At 73.4% G+C, this 17,158-nt stretch carries 9 protein-coding genes; 7 read left to right on the top strand and 2 right to left on the bottom strand.

The window, feature by feature from the left end:
* Nucleotides 1–2: 2 nt before the first annotated feature.
* The 4 genes from ACIBG6_RS09370 (at nt 3) to ACIBG6_RS09355 (ending at nt 7,775) form a co-directional block, all read left to right on the top strand.
* Nucleotides 3–3,995 (top strand): FHA domain-containing protein, encoded by a 3,993-nt coding sequence (locus ACIBG6_RS09370; RefSeq protein WP_399221994.1) that lies wholly within the window; start codon nt 3–5, stop codon nt 3,993–3,995.
* A gap of 124 nt (nt 3,996–4,119) precedes the next feature.
* Nucleotides 4,120–5,484, top strand: coding sequence for an ABC transporter substrate-binding protein (locus ACIBG6_RS09365; protein WP_399221993.1), 1,365 nt, complete (start codon nt 4,120–4,122; stop codon nt 5,482–5,484).
* A gap of 9 nt (nt 5,485–5,493) precedes the next feature.
* On the top strand, nt 5,494–6,837 hold the full coding sequence (locus ACIBG6_RS09360; protein WP_399221992.1) for a carbohydrate ABC transporter permease: 1,344 nt from the start codon (nt 5,494–5,496) through the stop codon (nt 6,835–6,837).
* Nucleotides 6,834–7,775 (top strand): carbohydrate ABC transporter permease, encoded by a 942-nt coding sequence (locus ACIBG6_RS09355; protein WP_399221990.1) that lies wholly within the window; start codon nt 6,834–6,836, stop codon nt 7,773–7,775. The genes ACIBG6_RS09360 and ACIBG6_RS09355 overlap by 4 nt, the downstream gene beginning before the upstream one ends.
* A gap of 73 nt (nt 7,776–7,848) precedes the next feature.
* Here ACIBG6_RS09355 and ACIBG6_RS09350 read toward each other — a convergent pair whose 3' ends face one another.
* Nucleotides 7,849–8,448 carry a TetR/AcrR family transcriptional regulator gene (locus ACIBG6_RS09350; protein WP_399221989.1) on the bottom strand — a complete coding sequence of 200 codons (600 nt, stop codon included), beginning with the start codon at nt 8,446–8,448 and terminating at the stop codon, nt 7,849–7,851.
* 139 nt (nt 8,449–8,587) lie between these two features.
* Between ACIBG6_RS09350 and ACIBG6_RS09345 the strand changes: the two genes are divergently transcribed.
* The 3 genes from ACIBG6_RS09345 to ACIBG6_RS09335 are packed head-to-tail and all read left to right on the top strand — an operon-like array spanning nt 8,588 to nt 11,812.
* The gene (locus tag ACIBG6_RS09345) at nt 8,588–9,508 is read left to right on the top strand and encodes an ABC transporter permease (RefSeq protein ID WP_399221988.1); all 921 of its coding nucleotides are present in this window, start codon (nt 8,588–8,590) and stop codon (nt 9,506–9,508) included.
* Nucleotides 9,501–10,343: an ABC transporter ATP-binding protein gene (locus ACIBG6_RS09340; protein WP_399221987.1), complete on the top strand. Its 843-nt coding sequence runs from the start codon at nt 9,501–9,503 to the stop codon at nt 10,341–10,343. The genes ACIBG6_RS09345 and ACIBG6_RS09340 overlap by 8 nt, the downstream gene beginning before the upstream one ends.
* A 26-nt stretch (nt 10,344–10,369) precedes the next feature.
* Entirely contained in the window at nt 10,370–11,812 is a 1,443-nt protein-coding gene (locus tag ACIBG6_RS09335; RefSeq protein WP_399221986.1) for a glycosyltransferase 87 family protein, read from the top strand.
* A gap of 48 nt (nt 11,813–11,860) precedes the next feature.
* Here the strand turns inward: ACIBG6_RS09335 and ACIBG6_RS09330 are convergent, their stop codons facing one another.
* Entirely contained in the window at nt 11,861–16,861 is a 5,001-nt protein-coding gene (locus tag ACIBG6_RS09330; RefSeq protein ID WP_399221985.1) for an NAD-glutamate dehydrogenase, read from the bottom strand.
* Nucleotides 16,862–17,158: the final 297 nt, after the last annotated feature.

Below are 17,158 nucleotides of genomic sequence, written 5' to 3'. Positions count from 1 at the left end.
CGATGCAGATCCGGCTGACCGTCCTCGCGCCGCACTCCGGCCATGGCAGCCACGGCGGCCACGGCGCCGGGCGCGCCTGTGACGTGCTCGTCACGGCCCCCGCCGGGACGGCGCTCGCCGCCGTCGCCTCCGGTCTGGCCGCCGCCGTCACCGGCCCCGACACCTCCGCCTCGGGCACGACCGTGCTCTACGCGGGCGGGGACCGGCTCGACAGCAGGCGCTGTGTGCTCGGCGAGCCCCCGCTCGTCGACGGCGCCGTCCTCTCGCTCCAGGCCCCCGGCCCCGACGACCGGGTCGGCGAGGCCGCCTCGGCCCGGCTGCACGTGGTGGCCGGACCGGACGCGGGCGGGGTCCACCTGCTGCACGGCGGAGCGATCAGAATCGGCCGTTCCGTCGACGCCGACGTACCGCTCGACGACCCGGACGTCTCGCGCGCGCACTGCACGGTGACCGTCGGCGCCGACGGCCGCGTCACCGTCTCCGACCTGGGCTCGACGAACGGCACGACGCTCGACGGCGTGCCGGTCGGCGACCGCCCGGTGCGGCTCCTCCCCGGCTCCCTGCTGCGCCTCGGCGAGTCCGCCCTCCGGCTGACCGGCCCCGGCGACGAACCGGGCGGTACGGAGACGGTGGCGACGACCCCCGACGGCGAGGGCCACCTGCGGGTCGCGGGCGGGACGGGCGGACCGGCCGGGAAGCCGGCGCCCGCCGGCCCCGACGCCTCCTCGGGACGCGCGGCCGACGACAGCACCCACGGTGGCGCGCGAGGTGTCCCGTACGACACCTCTCACCACGCGTCCCAGGACACCCGCCACGACGACGTGTACGTGGATCCGTACGCGCATCCGCGCACCGATCCGTACGCCGCCGAGCCCTACGGCGACCGCCCCGGCTCCGCAGGCCACACGCGCGCCGAGGAGCCCCAGGGCTCCCACGACCACTCCGGCGGCGAGGCCCACAGCAGGACCCGGCAGTCCCGCCGCCAGGGCACGGAGCCCGCTCCGGCGCCCGGCCGTCCGGGCGGGAAGCGGGGGCTCGGCGCGTGGGCCAGGCGCCTCGCGGGCGGCCGCGAGGACCTCCCGGCCCAGGACGCCGGCTCCGGGTCCGCCCCGGACACCCACGCGGGCACGCCGTCCGGCGCCCTGAGCGGCGCCCGTCCGGGCCCCGACGGACGGGGCGCCGGCACCAGATCCGGCCCCGGCCCCGTGGCCGACACCTGGCCCGACCCGGCCACCGTCCTGCTCACCGCCCTCGGCCCCGGCCCCCGCCTCTGGGAGCGGGCCCAGGACCATGCCGAGTCCCTCGTGGTCCGGCTCGGCACGACCGACCGCGCCGAGCTCTCCGGAGTGCCCGTCACCGTCGGACTGCGCGAGGCCGGTTCGCTCGGTCTCGCCGGCCCCGCCGACCGGCTCGCCGGGCTCGCCCGCTCCGTCGTGGCCCAGCTCGCCGCCCTGCACTCCCCCGCCGATCTGGAGATCGTGCTGATCAGCGCCGACCGGAACCGCTCCCTCGAGGAGCGGCGCCGCGCCTGGGGCTGGCTCGGCTGGCTCCCGCACGTCCGCCCGGCCCACGGCCAGGACTGCCGCCTGCTCCTGGCGTACGACCGCGAGCAGGCCCACGCCCGGACGACCGAGCTGACCCGGCGGCTCGACGACGGTCCCCTCGGGCCCGGCTGGCCCAGCGCCGACCGCGCGTCCGTCGCCGACGCCGCCGCGCGCCACACCGGGGCGGCGACGGTCGTGATCGTCGACGGCGACCCCGGTTCCGCCGCGCTGCGCGAGACGGTCGCGCGGCTCGCTGGCGCCGGAGCGGCCGCGGGCATCCACCTCCTGTGCCTCGCCGAGGCACCTTCGGCCACCCCGGAATCGCCGGTGGCCGCCACCTACGAGGCCGCCTGCGCCGCGTCCCTCGCCTTCCGCGAGTGCGGGGCGGCCGCGCTCCTGAGCGGCGACGTGGCGACGGCGCTGCGGCTGGTCCGCACCTCCGGCGGCCGGGTCGCGGGCCACGGCACGGTCGGCGTGGTCGACGCGGTCTCCGTCGCCTGGGCCGACCGGTTCGGCCGGGCCCTCGCCCCGCTGCGTACGGAGACGGCGGCGGCGCCGCACGGCCGGGCCGCCGCACTGCCCCCGTCGGCGCGCCTGCTCGACGAGCTCGGCCTCGCCCGGGCGACACCCGCCTCCCTGCTGGCCCGCTGGGCCTCCGCCGGGGACGGGACGGCCGTGCTCGGCGCGGGCCCGCGCGGCCCGCTGTCGGTGGACCTCACCCAGGAGGGCCCGCACCTGCTGATCGAGGGCCCCGCGGGCAGCGGCCGCACGGAGCTGCTCCGCTCGATCGCCGCGTCCCTCGCGGCCGGCGGCCGCCCGGACCGTCTTGGCCTGCTCCTCGTGGACGGGGCGGGCGGCGACCGCGGCGAAGGCCTCGCGGTCTGTACGGAGCTGCCGCACGTCACCGAGCACCTCGTCGCCTCCGACCCGGTACGGATGCGGGAGTTCGCGCAGGCGCTCGGAGCCGAGCTGAAGCGCCGGGCGGAGCTCCTGGGCGACGGCCACTTCGCCGACCGGCGCGGGTCCCGTACCGCGCCCGCCGCCGCCTCCGACCGGCTGATCGGCCAGCGCTCCCCGAGCGCGGCGGAGTCCGTGCCTCAGGGCGCCCGCGCGACCGTCCGCGTGTCCGACGCGAGCGATCCGACGGACCGCCCGAGCGGCCGCACCCTGCGCACGGGAGACGGCACGATCGGCTCCCTCCCGAGCCCGCGCGGCGGCCGCACGCCCGAGGGCGACCTCGGCGGCCGCCCGAGCGGCAGGATCACGTACTCCGGCGCGGACGACCTGAACGGCCGCGCCGGCGGCCGCACCCTCCGCACGGGCGACGGCAGCCTCCACGACGGCTCCAGCGGCCGGGGCGCCTACCCCGGCGCCGACGACCTGGGCGGCCGATCCAGCGGACGCATGCCCTACCCCGGCACGGACGACCTCGGCGGCCGCTCCAGCGGCCGGGTCCCCTACCCCGGCACGGACGACCTCAATGGCCGTTCCAGCGGACGCATGCCCTACCCCGGCACGGACGACCTCGGCGGCCGCTCCAGCGGCCGGGTCCCCTACCCCGGCGCGGACGACCTTGGTGGCCGCTCCAGCGGACGTGTGCCCCACCCCGGCGCGGACGACCTCGGCGGTCGTTCCAGCGGGCGCGTGGCGCGTGACGGCGGGGCGCGGTCCGGGGGCGGGGACGCCTTCCTCGCCGACACGCCCAGCGGGCGGCTCCCCCGCCGCGAGGGCGGGTCCCTGGACGACCGCCCGAGCAGCCGCACTCTCCGCACGGGCGACGGCGACCTCGCCGACCACCCGAGCGGACGCGTACCGCACCCCGCGAGCGAGCAGTCCGGGGCAGGCGACCAGGCCGGCGTGCGGATTCCGCGGCCCGCCGCCGGAGAGCCCGGGTCCGCCCGGTCGGCGGGTGCCGGGCCGCTGCCGCGGCTCGTCGTCCTCGTCGACGACTTCGACGCGCTGGTCGCCCCCGCGCTCGGAGCCTCCGGCCGGCCGGCCGCCGGGTCCGTCGTACGGGCTCTGGAGGCCGTCGCCCGGCACGGCGAGCGGCTCGGGGTGCACCTCGTCGCGACCTCGGCCCGCCCGGACCGTACCGCCGACACCGAGCTGGCCCACGGGGCCCGGCTGCGGATCGTGCTCGACCCACCCCCGGTGGCCGCGGGCCCGGACGTACCGGCGGCCGGGCGGGGCAGGCTCGGTCATCCGGACGGCCGCGTGACCCCCTTCCAGGCGGGCCGCGTCACCGGCCGCATCCCTCGGACGGCGACGCTCCGCCCGGTGGTCGTCCCGCTGGAGTGGGAGCGGATGGGCGACCCGCCCACCCGCCGCCCGGTCCGCGAGCTGGGCAACGGCCCGACGGATCTGGCCCTCCTCGCGAGCGCCCTGGACCGGGCGGCCCGTTCGGTCGAGGCGACGCCGATACCGCCGCTCGCGCCCGCCACCCGCGCCTGACGGCACGTCACGAGGCCATTACGATCGCCCACTTGGCACGGAAGGCGGTATTGCGGGGGCTCCGGCATCCGGCGTAGACCTGTCGGCACGGGACAGCGACGCGCACGAAGGAGACGGGGCAGCGATGCGGACAACTCTTCGTCCACGCAAGGCCGCAGTGACCACCACGGCGCTCACGGCGCTCACCGCACTGGTCCTCGCGGCCTGCGGCGGGGGCGGCGACGGCGAGGCCCGCCCGGGCCCGGAGGACGCCACGACCGGCACCTTCCTCAAGGGCGAGAAGATCGAGGTCGCCGCCGTCTGGACGGGCCCCGAGCAGGAGAACTTCACCAAGGTCCTCAAGGAGTTCGAGAAGCGGACCGGCGCGACCGTCACGTTCGTGCCCGCCCAGGACCCGATCGTGAACTTCCTCGGGACGAAGATCGCCGGCGGCTCGCCGCCCGACGTGGCGATGCTCCCGCAGGTCGGCGCGATCCAGCAGGCCGCCGCCCAGAAGTGGCTGAAGCCGGTCGGCCCCGAGGCCGAGGCCCAGCTCGCCGCGAACTACTCGCCCGGCTGGCGGAGTCTCGGCGCGGTCGACGGCACCCAGTACGGCGTCTACTTCAAGGCCGCCAACAAGTCCCTGGTCTGGTACAACACCGCGGTCTTCGAGAACGCGGGCGCGACCGAGCCGAAGACCTGGAAGGAGTTCCTCACCACCGCCGAGACCATCTCGGCCTCCGGTGTCACCCCGGTCTCGGTCGGCGGCGCGGACGGCTGGACCCTCACCGACTGGTTCGAGAACGTCTACCTCTCCCAGGCGGGCCCGGCCAAGTACGACCAGCTGGCGAAGCACGAGATCAAGTGGACCGACCCGTCCGTCGCCGCGGCCCTCACCACGCTCGCCGAGCTGTTCGGGAAGCCGGCGCTGCTCGCGGGCGGGACCAGCGGCGCGCTGCAGACCGAGTACCCGGTCTCGGTCACCCAGACCTTCACGGGCGGCGACCAGCCCAAGGGGGCGATGGTCTTCGAGGGCGACTTCGCGGCCGTCAACATCGCCCAGACGAAGGCGAAGATCGGTACGGACGCGAAGGCCTTCCCGTTCCCGACGGTCGGCAGCGGCATCGCTCCCGTCGTGACGGCCGGCGACGCGGCCGTGGCGCTGAAGGACACCAAGGGCGCGCAGGCGCTGCTCGCCTTCCTCGCCTCCCCGGACGCGGCGAGGATCTGGGCGGCCGAGGGCGGCTTCCTCTCCCCCAACAGGAACCTGGACCCGGCCGCGTATCCGAACGACGTCCAGCGCGAGATCGCCGAGGCCCTCATCGGCGCCGGTGACGACTTCCGCTTCGACATGTCGGACCAGATGCCGCAGTCGTTCGGCGGGACCCCGGGCAAGGGCGAGTGGAAGGCGCTCCAGGACTTCCTGAAGAACCCGAAGGACGTCGCCGGGGCCCAGGCGCGCCTGGAGGCAGACGCGGCGAAGGCGTACCGGGCCGCCGCGAAGAGCTGAGGCCCCGGCATGCCGAAGGCCACCCGCAGCAACAGCACGAACAAGGGCACGAGCACGAGCAACGGCAACAGCAGGGCGGTCGCGGCGGGGTTCCTGCTCCCCGCGCTGCTCCTGCTCGGGGCGCTGGTCGTCTACCCGATCGGGTACTCCGTCCAGCGCTCGTTCTTCGACCGCTCCGGCTCCTCCTTCGTGGGCCTGGACAACTACGTCGCGCTCGTCACCGACGACTCGTTGCGCACCGCTGTACAGAACAACCTGATCTGGCTGGTTCTCGCCCCCGCGGTCGCCACCGCCCTCGGTCTGCTGTTCGCCGTCCTGACCGAACGCGTCCGCTGGGGAACGGCCTTCAAGCTGGTCGTCTTCATGCCGATGGCGATCTCGATGCTCGCGGCCGGGATCATCTTCCGGCTCGTCTACGAGCAGGACCCGGACCGGGGCATCGCCAACGCCGTCTGGGTCGGCGTCCACGACACCTTCGCCGAGTCCTCGGGCTTCCCCAGGGCCCGGCCGCTCCCCGTGCACCCGCTCACGGCGGCCGGCGGCGGCGCGTACGTCACCAAGGAGGCGGTACGCGCCGGGGAGCCCGTACGGCTCCCGCTCGTCGGGGTGGCTCCCGGCCGGATGCCGAAGGAGGCCCGCCCGGCCCGCGAGCCGACCGCGTCACCGACCGCCGCGGACACGATCAGCGGAACGGCCTGGCTGGACTTCACCAAGGGCGGCGGCGGAAAGCCGAACGTCGTCGACCCGGCCGAACAGGGCCTCGCCGGGCTGCGGATCGAGGCCGTACGGGACGGCACGGTGGTCGCCACGGCCACGGCCGCGGCCGACGGCACCTTCACCCTGCCCGCCGACCGCGCCGACGGAGCCGTACTCCGCCTCCCCGCGAGCAACTTCCGGGAGCAGTACAACGGCGTGGAGTGGCTGGGCCCCTCGCTCGTCACGCCGGCCGTGATCGGGGCGTACGTGTGGATGTGGGCCGGGTTCGCGATGGTGCTGATCGGCGCCGGGCTCGCGGCCGTACCGCGCGAACTCCTCGAAGCGGCGCGGGTGGACGGGGCGAACGAGTGGCAGGTGTTCCGCCGCATCACGGTCCCGCTCCTGGCCCCGGTCCTCGCGGTCGTCCTCGTCACGCTGATGATCAACGTGCTCAAGGTCTTCGACCTGGTCTTCGTCATCGCACCGGGCTCGGCGCAGGACGACGCGAACGTGCTCGCGCTCCAGCTGTACCGCTCGTCCTTCGGCACGGACGCGGACCTCGGGGTCGGCTCGGCCATCGCCGTCGTGCTGCTCCTGCTGGTGCTGCCGGTAATGGCGGTCAACATCCGCCGCATCCGAAGGGAGACCCGCCGATGACCGCGCCCGCCCCGACGCCCGCTCCCACCCCGACGCCCGCACACGCCGCGACGAGGTCACCCACCCCGTCGACCTCACCCGCCTCGAAGACCTCACCCGCCTCCCGGATCGCGGCCCGCGCGGCCGGCGGCGCGGTCCGCGTCTTCCTCGTCCTGGCCGGCCTGTTCTGGCTGCTGCCGACGGCCGGGCTGCTCTTCTCCTCCTTCCGCTCGCCCTCCGACATCGCGGCGAGCGGCTGGTGGGAGGTGCTCACGGCCCCGGCGCGCCTGACCACCGAGAACTACACCGGACTCCTCGCCGACGGGACGATCACCGGATCGCTGCTCTCCACCGTCCTGATCACCGTCCCGGCCACGCTCCTCGTCCTCCTCCTCGGCTCGTTCGCCGGATACGCCTTCGCGTGGCTGGAGTTCCCGGGCCGGGACTGGTGGTTCCTCGGGGTGGTGGCCCTGCTCGTGGTCCCGGTGCAGGTCGCGCTGGTCCCGGTGTCGAAGCTCTTCGGCGCGGTCGGGCTCTTCGAGACGACGCTCGGGGTCGTCCTCTTCCACACCGCGTTCGGCCTGCCGTTCGCGATCTTCCTGCTGCGGAACTTCTTCGCGGAGATCCCGCGCGAGCTCCTGGAGGCGGCGCGGCTCGACGGGGCGGGCGAGGTGCGGCTCTTCACGCGGGTGGTGCTGCCGCTCGGCGGTCCGGCGATCGCCTCGCTGGGGATCTTCCAGTTCCTGTGGGTGTGGAACGACATGCTGATCGCGCTGATCTTCGCGGACTCGCAGTCGCCGCCGATCACGGTGGCGCTCCAGCAGCAGGTCCGGCAGTTCGGCAACAACGTGGACGTGCTGGCGCCGGGGGCGTTCCTGTCGATGGTGGTGCCGCTGGCGGTGTTCTTCGCGTTCCAGCGGCAGTTCGCGACCGGGGTGATGGCGGGCGCGGTGAAGTAGCACTCCCCGTACTCCCATGCTCCCCGGCGGTCGGCGCCTGAGGCCTCAGGCCTCAGGCCTCAGGCCTCAGGCCTCAGGCCTTGAGCGCCGCCACCGCCGCGCGCGCGAGCCCGTCCACGTACCCCTCGGGCAGCGGCGTACGGACGACGACGAGGCGCCAGTAGAGCGGACCGACGACGAGGTCGAGGGCCACGGCCGGGTCGGTGTCCTCGGGGAGCTCGCCGCGTGCGACGGCCTCGCGGACGATCCGGGCCATGACGCCCTGCTGGCCGTCGAGCAGCGCCTCGCGGATGGCGTCGGCGATCTCCGGCTGCCGTGCGGCCTCGACGAGCAGGTCGGGGATGACCTGCGAGGCGATCGGGTGGCGCAGGGCGTACGAGGCCATCTCCAGGAGCGCGCGCACGTCCCCGTCCAGGGACCCGGTGGCGGGCACCGGCACGCCCTGGGCGGCGAAGGCGCCGACGAGGTCGAGGACGAGGGAGAGCTTGGACTTCCACCGCCGGTAGACGGCGGTCTTGCCGACGCCCGCGCGGCGCGCGATGCCCTCGATGGACATCCGCGCGAAGCCGACGGCCGCGAGCTCCTCGAAGACGGCGTCACGGATGGCCTCGGTCACGTCCTCGCGGAGTACGGCGGCTCCGGCGGGGGCGCGGCGGGGGGTCGGTTCGGTCATGAACGGCATCCTAACCAACGGTGACGTCACGACGATACGGTTGCGTTCCGACGTGCGAGCGTCCTAACCTCCCCGTAGCGACGATACGGACCCGTTCCATCGCCGACGACACCCGCACCCTTCGTCGAAAGCGGCCCGCGTGACCACGACCCTCGCCCCACCCGTACGGGAAGACCGGCACCGGCCCCTGCCCGAGGACCTCCGCGCGCTCGCCCTGCGCCACGGCCTGACCGTCAGCGGGGCCCGCCCCTCGCTCCCCGCCTACGTCCGGCAGCTCTGGTCCCGCCGCGACTTCATCGCCGCCTTCGCGACCGCCCGCCTCACCGCCCAGTACAGCCAGGCCCGGCTCGGCCAGGTGTGGCAGGTGATGACGCCGCTGCTCAACGCGGCCGTGTACTACGCGATCTTCGGCGTCCTCATGAACGCCAAGCACGGCGTCCCCGACTACGTCCCGTTCCTCCTCACCGGCATCTTCGTGTGGACCTTCACCTCCGACACGGTCCTGGCCGGCACCCGCGCGATCAGCGGCAACCTGGGCCTGGTCCGCGCCCTGCACTTCCCGCGCGCGAGCCTCCCGATCTCCCTCGCGCTCCAGCAGCTCCAGCAGCTGCTCCTCTCGCTCGCCACGCTCGGCGTGATCCTCGTCTGCTGCGGCGAGTTCCCCACCTGGAGCTGGCTGCTGGCCGCCCCCGCGCTCCTCTGCCAGGCCCTGTTCAACACCGGCGCGGCCCTCGCCCTGGCACGACTGGCGGCGCGCACCCCGGACATCAGCCAGCTGATGCCGTTCGTCCTGCGCACCTGGATGTACGCCTCCGGCGTCATGTGGTCGATCCAGAACCTGGCGAGCGCCGGCCGCTTCCCGGACGCCGTGACGCTGGCCCTCCAGTGCAATCCGGCGGCGGTCTACATCGACCTCATGCGCTTCGCGCTGATCGAGAGCTACACGGCGGCGCAGCTGCCGCCGCACGTCTGGGCGCTGGCCGCCGGCTGGGCCCTGCTGGCCTTCACGGGCGGCTTCATCTGGTTCTGGAAGGCGGAGGAGACGTACGGCCGTGGCTGAGAACACTGAGATCACGAAGACCACCGAGCTCGCGGAGAACGCGGAAGACCCCCGCACCCCCACCGTCGTCGTCGACGGCGTCCACATCACCTACACGGTCCACGGAGGGCATCCCGGCGGCCGCGGCGGCGCCACCGCCGCCCTCGGCCGGATGCTGCGCCGGGGCCGTACGGCTCCGGCCGGCCGCCGGGTCCACGCCGTGAAGGGCGTGAGCTTCGCCGCGTACCGGGGCGAGGCGATCGGCCTGATCGGATCGAACGGATCGGGCAAGTCGACGCTCCTGAAGGCCATCGCGGGCCTCCAGCCCGTCGAGCGGGGCCAGGTCTACACCCAGGGTCAGCCGTCCCTCCTCGGCGTCAACGCGGCCCTGATGAGCGATCTGACGGGCGAACGGAACGTGGTCCTGGGCGGCCTCGCGATGGGCATGAGTCGCGCGGAGGTCCGGGAGCGCTACGACGACATCGTCGAGTTCTCCGGCGTCAACGAGAAGGACGACGCCATCTCCCGCCCGATGCGGACGTACTCGTCCGGGATGGGGGCCCGGCTGCGCTTCTCCATCGCCGCCGCCAGGAGCCACGACGTGCTGCTCATCGACGAGGCCCTGGCGACCGGCGACGCGCGCTTCCGCCGGCGCAGCCGGCGGCGGATCGACGAGCTGCGGGCGGAGGCGGGGACGGTCTTCCTGGTCAGCCACTCGAACTCCACCATCACGGAGACCTGCGAGCGGGCGCTGTGGCTGGAAGCGGGGACGCTGCGGATGGACGGCCCGGCGAAGGACGTCGTGGCGGCGTACGAGGAGTACACGGGTACGAGGGCGACAACACCCAAGAAATAGGGCATACCGGACTAGAGTGCCGAGGGATGACGAACGATCACCCGCAGCCGCCGCGCCGCCGGGCCCGGAACGACCCTCCGTCACCCACCGAGCCCCGCCCCTCCGCCGCACCCGCATCCCCCGCCGCTCCCCTCGCAAAAGCACCGGCACCAGCACCAGCAGCCGCACCCGCATCCGCACCACCCCCCGCGCCCCCACCCGCCACCGCACCCCCTCCCCCCTCCCTGACCGGGTCCCCCTTCACATCGGACACCTTCACCTCCGCCACCTTCGTCACGGTCGGCCGCGGCCCCACCCTCGCCCTCGCCGCCGTCTGGCTCCTCACCCGCGTCGGCATGCTCCTGCTGCTCCTCCGCGACGACCTCGGCATCGGCGGGGTCGGCCGCGAGGTGGCCCTCTACGAGCACTGGTACGGGCAGTTCGCGACCGGCACCTTCCCGCCCGGCGACGTCACCTGGCAGTACCCGCCCGGCGCGGGCCTCGTGATCATGGCCCCGGGCATCCTGCCCTCGCTCACGTACTTCCAGGCCTTCGTCGCGCTCGCCCTCCTCGCCGACGCGGTCATCACCCTCGCCCTCGCCCGCGCCGACAGCGAACGCGTCACCCACGGCGCCTGGTACTGGGTCTGCGGCCTCCCGCTCCTCCTGCACCTCCCCCTCGCGCGGTACGACGTCCACACCACCGCCCTCGCCGTCCTCGCCCTGCTCGCCGTCAACGCCCGCTCGACGGGCGCCCACCAGCTCGGCGGGGCGCTCGCCGGAATCGGCGCCATGGTCAAGGTGTGGCCGGCGCTCGTCCTGATCGGCACCCCCCGGGGCCGTACCACCCGCGAGGCCTGGACCGCCGCCGTCACCGCCGCGGTCGCCCTCGTCGCCACGCTCGCGCTGTTCTTCTCCGGGTCGTTCGGCTTCCTCCGCCAGCAGGGCAACCGCGGCATCCAGATCGAGTCCCTGGGCGGCACGGCCCTCGCGCTGGCCCGGGCCGCCGGCGTCTGGCCGGGCCGGGTCGAGTTCCGCTACGGCTCCTTCGAGTACGTCGGCCCGTACGTCTCCAGCCTGGGCCACCTCGCCCTGCTGCTCACCGTCATCGCCCTCGGCTGGCTGCTGCTCTGGCGCGTCCGGGCGCGGCGCTGGACCCCCGCGACCCCGCTCGACGCGGCCTTCGCCGCCGTCCTGCTGTTCACCGTCACCAGCCGGGTCATCAGCCCCCAGTACATGATCTGGCTGCTCGGGCTCGCCGCCGTCTGCCTGACCTCCCGCAGCACCGTGATGCGCCCGGTGGCCCTGCTGCTGCTCCCGGCGGCCGCCCTGAGCTCGCTCGCGTACCCCGTCCTGTACCTGGACGTCCTCGCCGGCACCCCCGCCGGCCTCACCGTCATGACGGTCCGCAACGGCCTGCTCCTCGCGGCGGCGCTGCTCGCCGCCCGCCGCCTGTGGACCTCGACGGTCACCACCCCGGCGGCGGAATGACGGAAGGGCCCCGCCGGAACACCGGCGGGGCCCTTCCTCACGTCACGATCAGCTGTGCGAACGCAGCAGCGTGCGCATCGTCCGCATGGCCACCGACAGGTTCGCCAGGTCGAAGGTGTCCGAGCCCTGGATCTCCTCCAGGGTCGTCCGCGCGCGGCCCAGGATCGCCGCGTTCTTCTCCTCCCAGGCCTTGAACCGCTCCTCCGGGCTCGACGTGCCGTTGCCCGCCGTCAGGACGTCCTGCGTGAGCGCGGCGTGCGCCGCGAACAGGTCCTCACGGATCGAGGCGCGGGCCATCGACTGCCAGCGGTCGCTGCGCGGCAGCTCGATGATCCGGTCCATGAGGTCGGTGATCCGCAGTCGGTCGGCCAGGTCGTAGTAGACCTCGGCCACCGCGAGCGGCTCCTTGCCCGCCCGGTCCGCGATCGCGACGACGTCGAGGATCGGGAAGGCGGACGAGAAGCCGGCGACCCGCAGCGCGAGCTCCTCCGGCACGCCGACCTCGGTCAGCTCGGCCACGATCGACTGGTACCACTCCAGGTCCGCGCCGCGCAGCAGCTCCGGCAGCCGGCCCCAGACCTCGTCCACCCGGTCGGCGAAGAACTCGATGGTCTCGCCGATCTGGAGCGGCTGCGGCCGGTTGTTGAGCAGCCAGCGCGTGCCGCGCTCGACGAGCCGGCGGGAGTGCAGCCGCATCCGGGTCTGGACGTCGGCGGGCACCTGGTTGTCGAGGGCCTCGACGTCGTCCCAGACCTGGCCGAGGCGGAAGACCATCCGGGCCGCGGTCTGCGCGCGGACGATCTCCTCGATCGACGCGCCGGTCTCCTCGCGGAGGCGGTGCAGGAAGGTCGAGCCACCGGTGTTGACGGTGTCGTTGACCAGGACCGTGGTGATGATCTCGCGGCGCAGCGCGTGGTTGTCGACGGCCTCGGTGAACTTCTCGCGCAGCAGCGTCGGGAAGTACGCGTGGAGCAGCCCGCGCAGGTACGGGTCGTCCGGCAGCTCCGTACCGATCAGCTCGTCGGCCACCGTGATCTTGGTGTACGCGAGGAGGACGGCGAGCTCCGGCTGGCTCAGGCCACGGCTGGTGTTGAGCAGCTCGCGGATCTGCCGGTCGTTGGGCAGGAACTCCAGCTCCCGGGAGAGGCTGCCGTCGCGGCCCAGGCGGCGCATGAAGCGCTGGTGGGCGTGGAGCAGCGAGGGCGACTGGGCGACGGCGTTGGCGAGGGCCGTGTTCTGCGCGTAGTTGTTGCGCAGGACGAGCGTGCCGACCTCGTCCGTCATCTCCGCGAGGATCTTGTTGCGCTGCTTGACGGTCATGTCGCCCTCGGCGACGAGCCCGTTCAGCAGGATCTTGATGTTGACCTCGTGGTCGGAGGTGTCGACGCCGGCGCTGTTGTCGATGGCGTCGGTGTTGACCTTGCCGCCCTGGCCCTCGGGGCCGCCGGCGCGGGCGAACTCGATACGGCCCAGCTGGGTCGCGCCGAGGTTGCCGCCCTCGCCGATGACCTGGGCGCGCACGTCCTGGCCGTCGACGCGGATGGCGTCGTTGGCCTTGTCGCCGACGTCCGCGTTGGACTCGACCGCGGACTTGACGTACGTACCGATGCCGCCGTTCCACAGCAGGTCGACGGGCGCGTGGAGCACGGCCTTCATCAGCTCGGCCGGGGTCATCTTGGTGACGCCGTCCTCGATGCCGAGGGCGGCCCTGACCTGCGCGTTGACCGGGATGGACTTGGCGGTACGGGGGTGGATGCCACCGCCCGCGGAGAGCAGCGACGTGTCGTAGTCGGCCCAGGACGAGCGAGGCAGGTCGAAGAGGCGGCGGCGCTCGGCGTACGAGGTGGCCGCGTCCGGGTTCGGGTCGATGAAGATGTGCCGGTGGTCGAAGGCGGCGACGAGCCGGATGTGCTCGCTCAGCAGCATGCCGTTGCCGAAGACGTCGCCGGACATGTCGCCGACACCGACGACCGTGAAGTCCTCGGTCTGGGTGTCGTGGCCCAGCTCGCGGAAGTGGCGCTTGACGGACTCCCAGGCGCCGCGGGCGGTGATGCCCATGCCCTTGTGGTCGTAGCCGGCGGAGCCGCCGGAGGCGAAGGCGTCGCCCAGCCAGAAGCCGTACGCCTCGGCGACCCCGTTGGCGATGTCGGAGAAGGTCGCGGTGCCCTTGTCGGCGGCGACGACGAGGTAGGTGTCGTCCTCGTCGTGGCGGACGACGCCGACCGGCGGCACGACCTCGCCCGCGACCAGGTTGTCGGTGATGTCGAGCAGCGCCGAGATGAAGGTCTTGTAGCTCTCGATGCCCTCGGCGAGCCAGGCGTCGCGGTCCACGGACGGGTCCGGGAGCTGCTTGGCGACGAAGCCGCCCTTGGCGCCGACGGGCACGATGACGGTGTTCTTCACCATCTGCGCCTTGACCAGGCCGAGGATCTCCGTACGGAAGTCCTCACGGCGGTCGGACCAGCGCAGGCCGCCTCGGGCGACCTTGCCGAAGCGCAGGTGGACGCCCTCGACGCGCGGCGAGTACACCCAGATCTCGAAGGCGGGGCGCGGGGCGGGCAGATCGGGGATGGCCTGCGGGTCGAACTTCATCGACACGTAGGAGTGCGGCTTCCCGTCCACCGCGTTCTGGCCCCTCTTACCGCTTCCCTCGCTGACGCTCTGGAAGAAGTTCGTCCGCAGCGTCGCCTTGATGACGGTGAGGAAGGACCGCAGGATCCGGTCCTCGTCCAGGCTCGCGACCTGGTCGAGGGCGGCGTCCAGCTCTTCGAGGAGCGCGTCGATCAGCTCGCTGCCGGCGCGCTGGCGCTCCGGGGCCATCCGGGCCTCGAAGAGGGAGACGAGCAGCCGGGTGGTGTGGACGTTGTTGCGGAGGGTGTCCTCCATGTAGTCCTGGCTGAACGTCGAACCGGCCTGGCGCAGGTACTTGGCGTAGGCGCGCAGCACCATCGCCTCGCGCCAGGTGAGGCCGGCGGAGAGGACGAGGGAGTTGAAGTTGTCGTTCTCGGCCTCGCCGGTCCAGGTGGCGGCGAAGGCCTCCTGGAAGCGCTCGCGGGCGTCGTCGCCGAGGTAGTCGCCGCCGTTGCCGGTCGGGGCCGGCATGCGCAGACCGAAGTCGTAGACCCAGGCGTGGGTGCGGTCGGAGCAGCGCAGCTCGTACGGGCGCTCGTCGGTGACCTCGACGCCGAGCCGGTTGAGGACCGGCAGGACGGCGGAGAGGGAGATCGGATCGCCGGTCTTGTAGATCTTGAAGCGGCGCTCGCCGGGGCCCGCGACGACGGGCTCGTAGAGGGAGAGCGCGAAGTCCTTGTCCGTACGGGCGAGGGCTTCCAGGTGGACCAGGTCGGCGACAGCCGCGCGCGGCGAGTGGTCGGCCTTGTAGCCCTCGGGGAAGGCGTTGCCGTAGCGGCGGAGCAGCTCGGCGGCGTGCTCCTCGCCCAGCTCGGCGTTGAGCGCCTCGCCGAAGCCGTCTGCCCAGGAGCGGGCGGCCTCGACGAGCCGGGACTCGATGCGGTCGACGTCGGCGTCGGTCAGCTTGGCGAGCTCGGTGCCGGGCTTGACGCGGACGACGAAGTGCAGCCGGGAGAGGATCGACTCGGTGTTCCAGGCGGTGAAGTCGACGCTGGTGCCGTCGAGCTCCTCCTTGAGGATGTCGATGATCCGCAGCCGGACGCGGGTGGTGTAGCGGTCGCGCGGCAGGTAGACGAGGGCCGAGTAGTAGCGGCCGTACTCGTCCTGGCGCAGGTAGAGCCGCAGCCGGCGCCGCTCCTGGAGGTACAGGACGCTGGTGACGATGGACCGGAGCTGGTCGACCGGGGTCTGGAAGAGCTCGTCGCGCGGGTAGGTCTCCAGGATCTGGAGCAGGTCGCGGCCGTCGTGACTGTTCGGCGAGAAGCCGGCGCCCGCAAGGACCTCCTGGACCTTGCGCTTGACGACGGGGACGCGACGGACGGACTCGGTGTACGCGGCGGACGAGAACAGTCCGAGGAACCGCCGCTCGCCGATGACGTTGCCGTCCGCGTCGAACTTCTTCACACCGATGTAGTCGAGGTACGAGGGGCGGTGCACGGTCGCCCGGCTGTTGGCCTTCGTCAGGATCAGCAGCTTGTGCTCGCGCGCCTTGGCGCGGGCGTCGGCGGGCAGCCGGCTGAAGGAGGGCGAGACGGGGTGCGCGTGGTGGCCCTCGTCGTCGCCGGCGTGCTGCGGGTCGGAGCGCAGGATGCCGAGGCCGGTGCCGGGCACGGCGGACAGGGCGTCGCCGTTGACGAGCGCGTACTCGCGGTAGCCGAGGAAGGTGAAGTGGTCGTCGGCGAGCCAGCGGAGCAGCTCGCGGGCCTCGTCCACCTCGGTGGGCCGCAGGTCGGAGGCGGTGGGCTCGGCCGGGAGGCCCTCGGCGATGCGCAGCGCGGCATCGCGCATCTTGTCCCAGTCCTCGACCGTCTCGCGGACGTCGGACAGGACGCGGAGCAGGTCGGCGGTGATCTGCTTGAGGTCGGCGCGGTCGGTCTCGCGGTCGATCTCGACGTGGATCCAGGACTCGGTGATCGCGTCGTGCGGCAGCTCGCCCTGGATCTGGGCCGCGAGGACCTCGATGAGCTTGCCGGCGACGTCACGGCGGACGAGGACCTGCGGGTGGATCACGACGTGGATGCCGCGGCCCTGGCGGGACAGCTCGTTGGTGACGGAGTCGACGAGGAACGGCATGTCGTCGGTGACGACCTCGACGACGGAGTGGCTGCTGGTCCAGCCGTTCTCCTCGACCGTCGGGGTGTGGACGCGCACGTTCGCCGTGCCCTGCGGACGGTTCTCCGCGAGCCGGTAGTGAGAGAGCGCGGCGCCGAACACGTCGACCGGGTCCCGGTCGCCGAGGTCCTCCGGCGCGGTGTGCAGGTAGTAGCGCTGGAGGTACTCGAGCACGGTGTCCCGGTCCGGGCGCTCCCCGGCACCCTCCGGCCCCGTCGGAAGTCGCCCCCCGACCGGGCTGTGCTCAGCTACCCGAGCGGCCCTTTCGAGCAGCTCGGCCTTGGCTTCGTCCAGCTTGGTCTGCATGTCCTCTGACTCCTGTCGCGCGCCGTTGCGTGACGTCGGTGGAAGAAAGGACACAACGCCTCGACGCGGTGATTCCGGTCGAAGACGACGTTATGCCCGGATGAGAGATGCCCGGATCGTTATCGGCCACGGAGCGTGGCGCGTCCGGACGGGAAGGATCGGCGAACGCAGGGCCGACCCGGCCGCTGTCGCGGTCCGGGCGGCAGCCGGGGGCTTCGCTGCCCCCACGGCGTATCGCGCTGATCACGGCAAAAGCCTATCGCCCCCGCCCCCCGAACCGTCATGAGCCGTATGCGT

Origin of the sequence: Streptomyces sp. NPDC050842, from assembly GCF_044456565.1 — a bacterium.
In the GTDB taxonomy this organism is placed as follows: Bacteria; Actinomycetota; Actinomycetes; order Streptomycetales; family Streptomycetaceae; genus Streptomyces.
Note: the sequence above shows the minus strand (reverse complement) of the source record. Positions and strands in the feature narration are given on the sequence as shown.

Coding starts and splice junctions, on each gene's coding strand:
- ACIBG6_RS09370 (WP_399221994.1), top strand. CDS start 3: ATGCAGATCCGGCTGACCGTCCTCGCGCCGCACTCCGGCCATGGCAGC.
- ACIBG6_RS09365 (WP_399221993.1), top strand. CDS start 4,120: ATGCGGACAACTCTTCGTCCACGCAAGGCCGCAGTGACCACCACGGCG.
- ACIBG6_RS09360 (WP_399221992.1), top strand. CDS start 5,494: ATGCCGAAGGCCACCCGCAGCAACAGCACGAACAAGGGCACGAGCACG.
- ACIBG6_RS09355 (WP_399221990.1), top strand. CDS start 6,834: ATGACCGCGCCCGCCCCGACGCCCGCTCCCACCCCGACGCCCGCACAC.
- ACIBG6_RS09350 (WP_399221989.1), bottom strand. CDS start 8,448: ATGACCGAACCGACCCCCCGCCGCGCCCCCGCCGGAGCCGCCGTACTC.
- ACIBG6_RS09335 (WP_399221986.1), top strand. CDS start 10,370: ATGACGAACGATCACCCGCAGCCGCCGCGCCGCCGGGCCCGGAACGAC.
- ACIBG6_RS09330 (WP_399221985.1), bottom strand. CDS start 16,861: ATGCAGACCAAGCTGGACGAAGCCAAGGCCGAGCTGCTCGAAAGGGCC.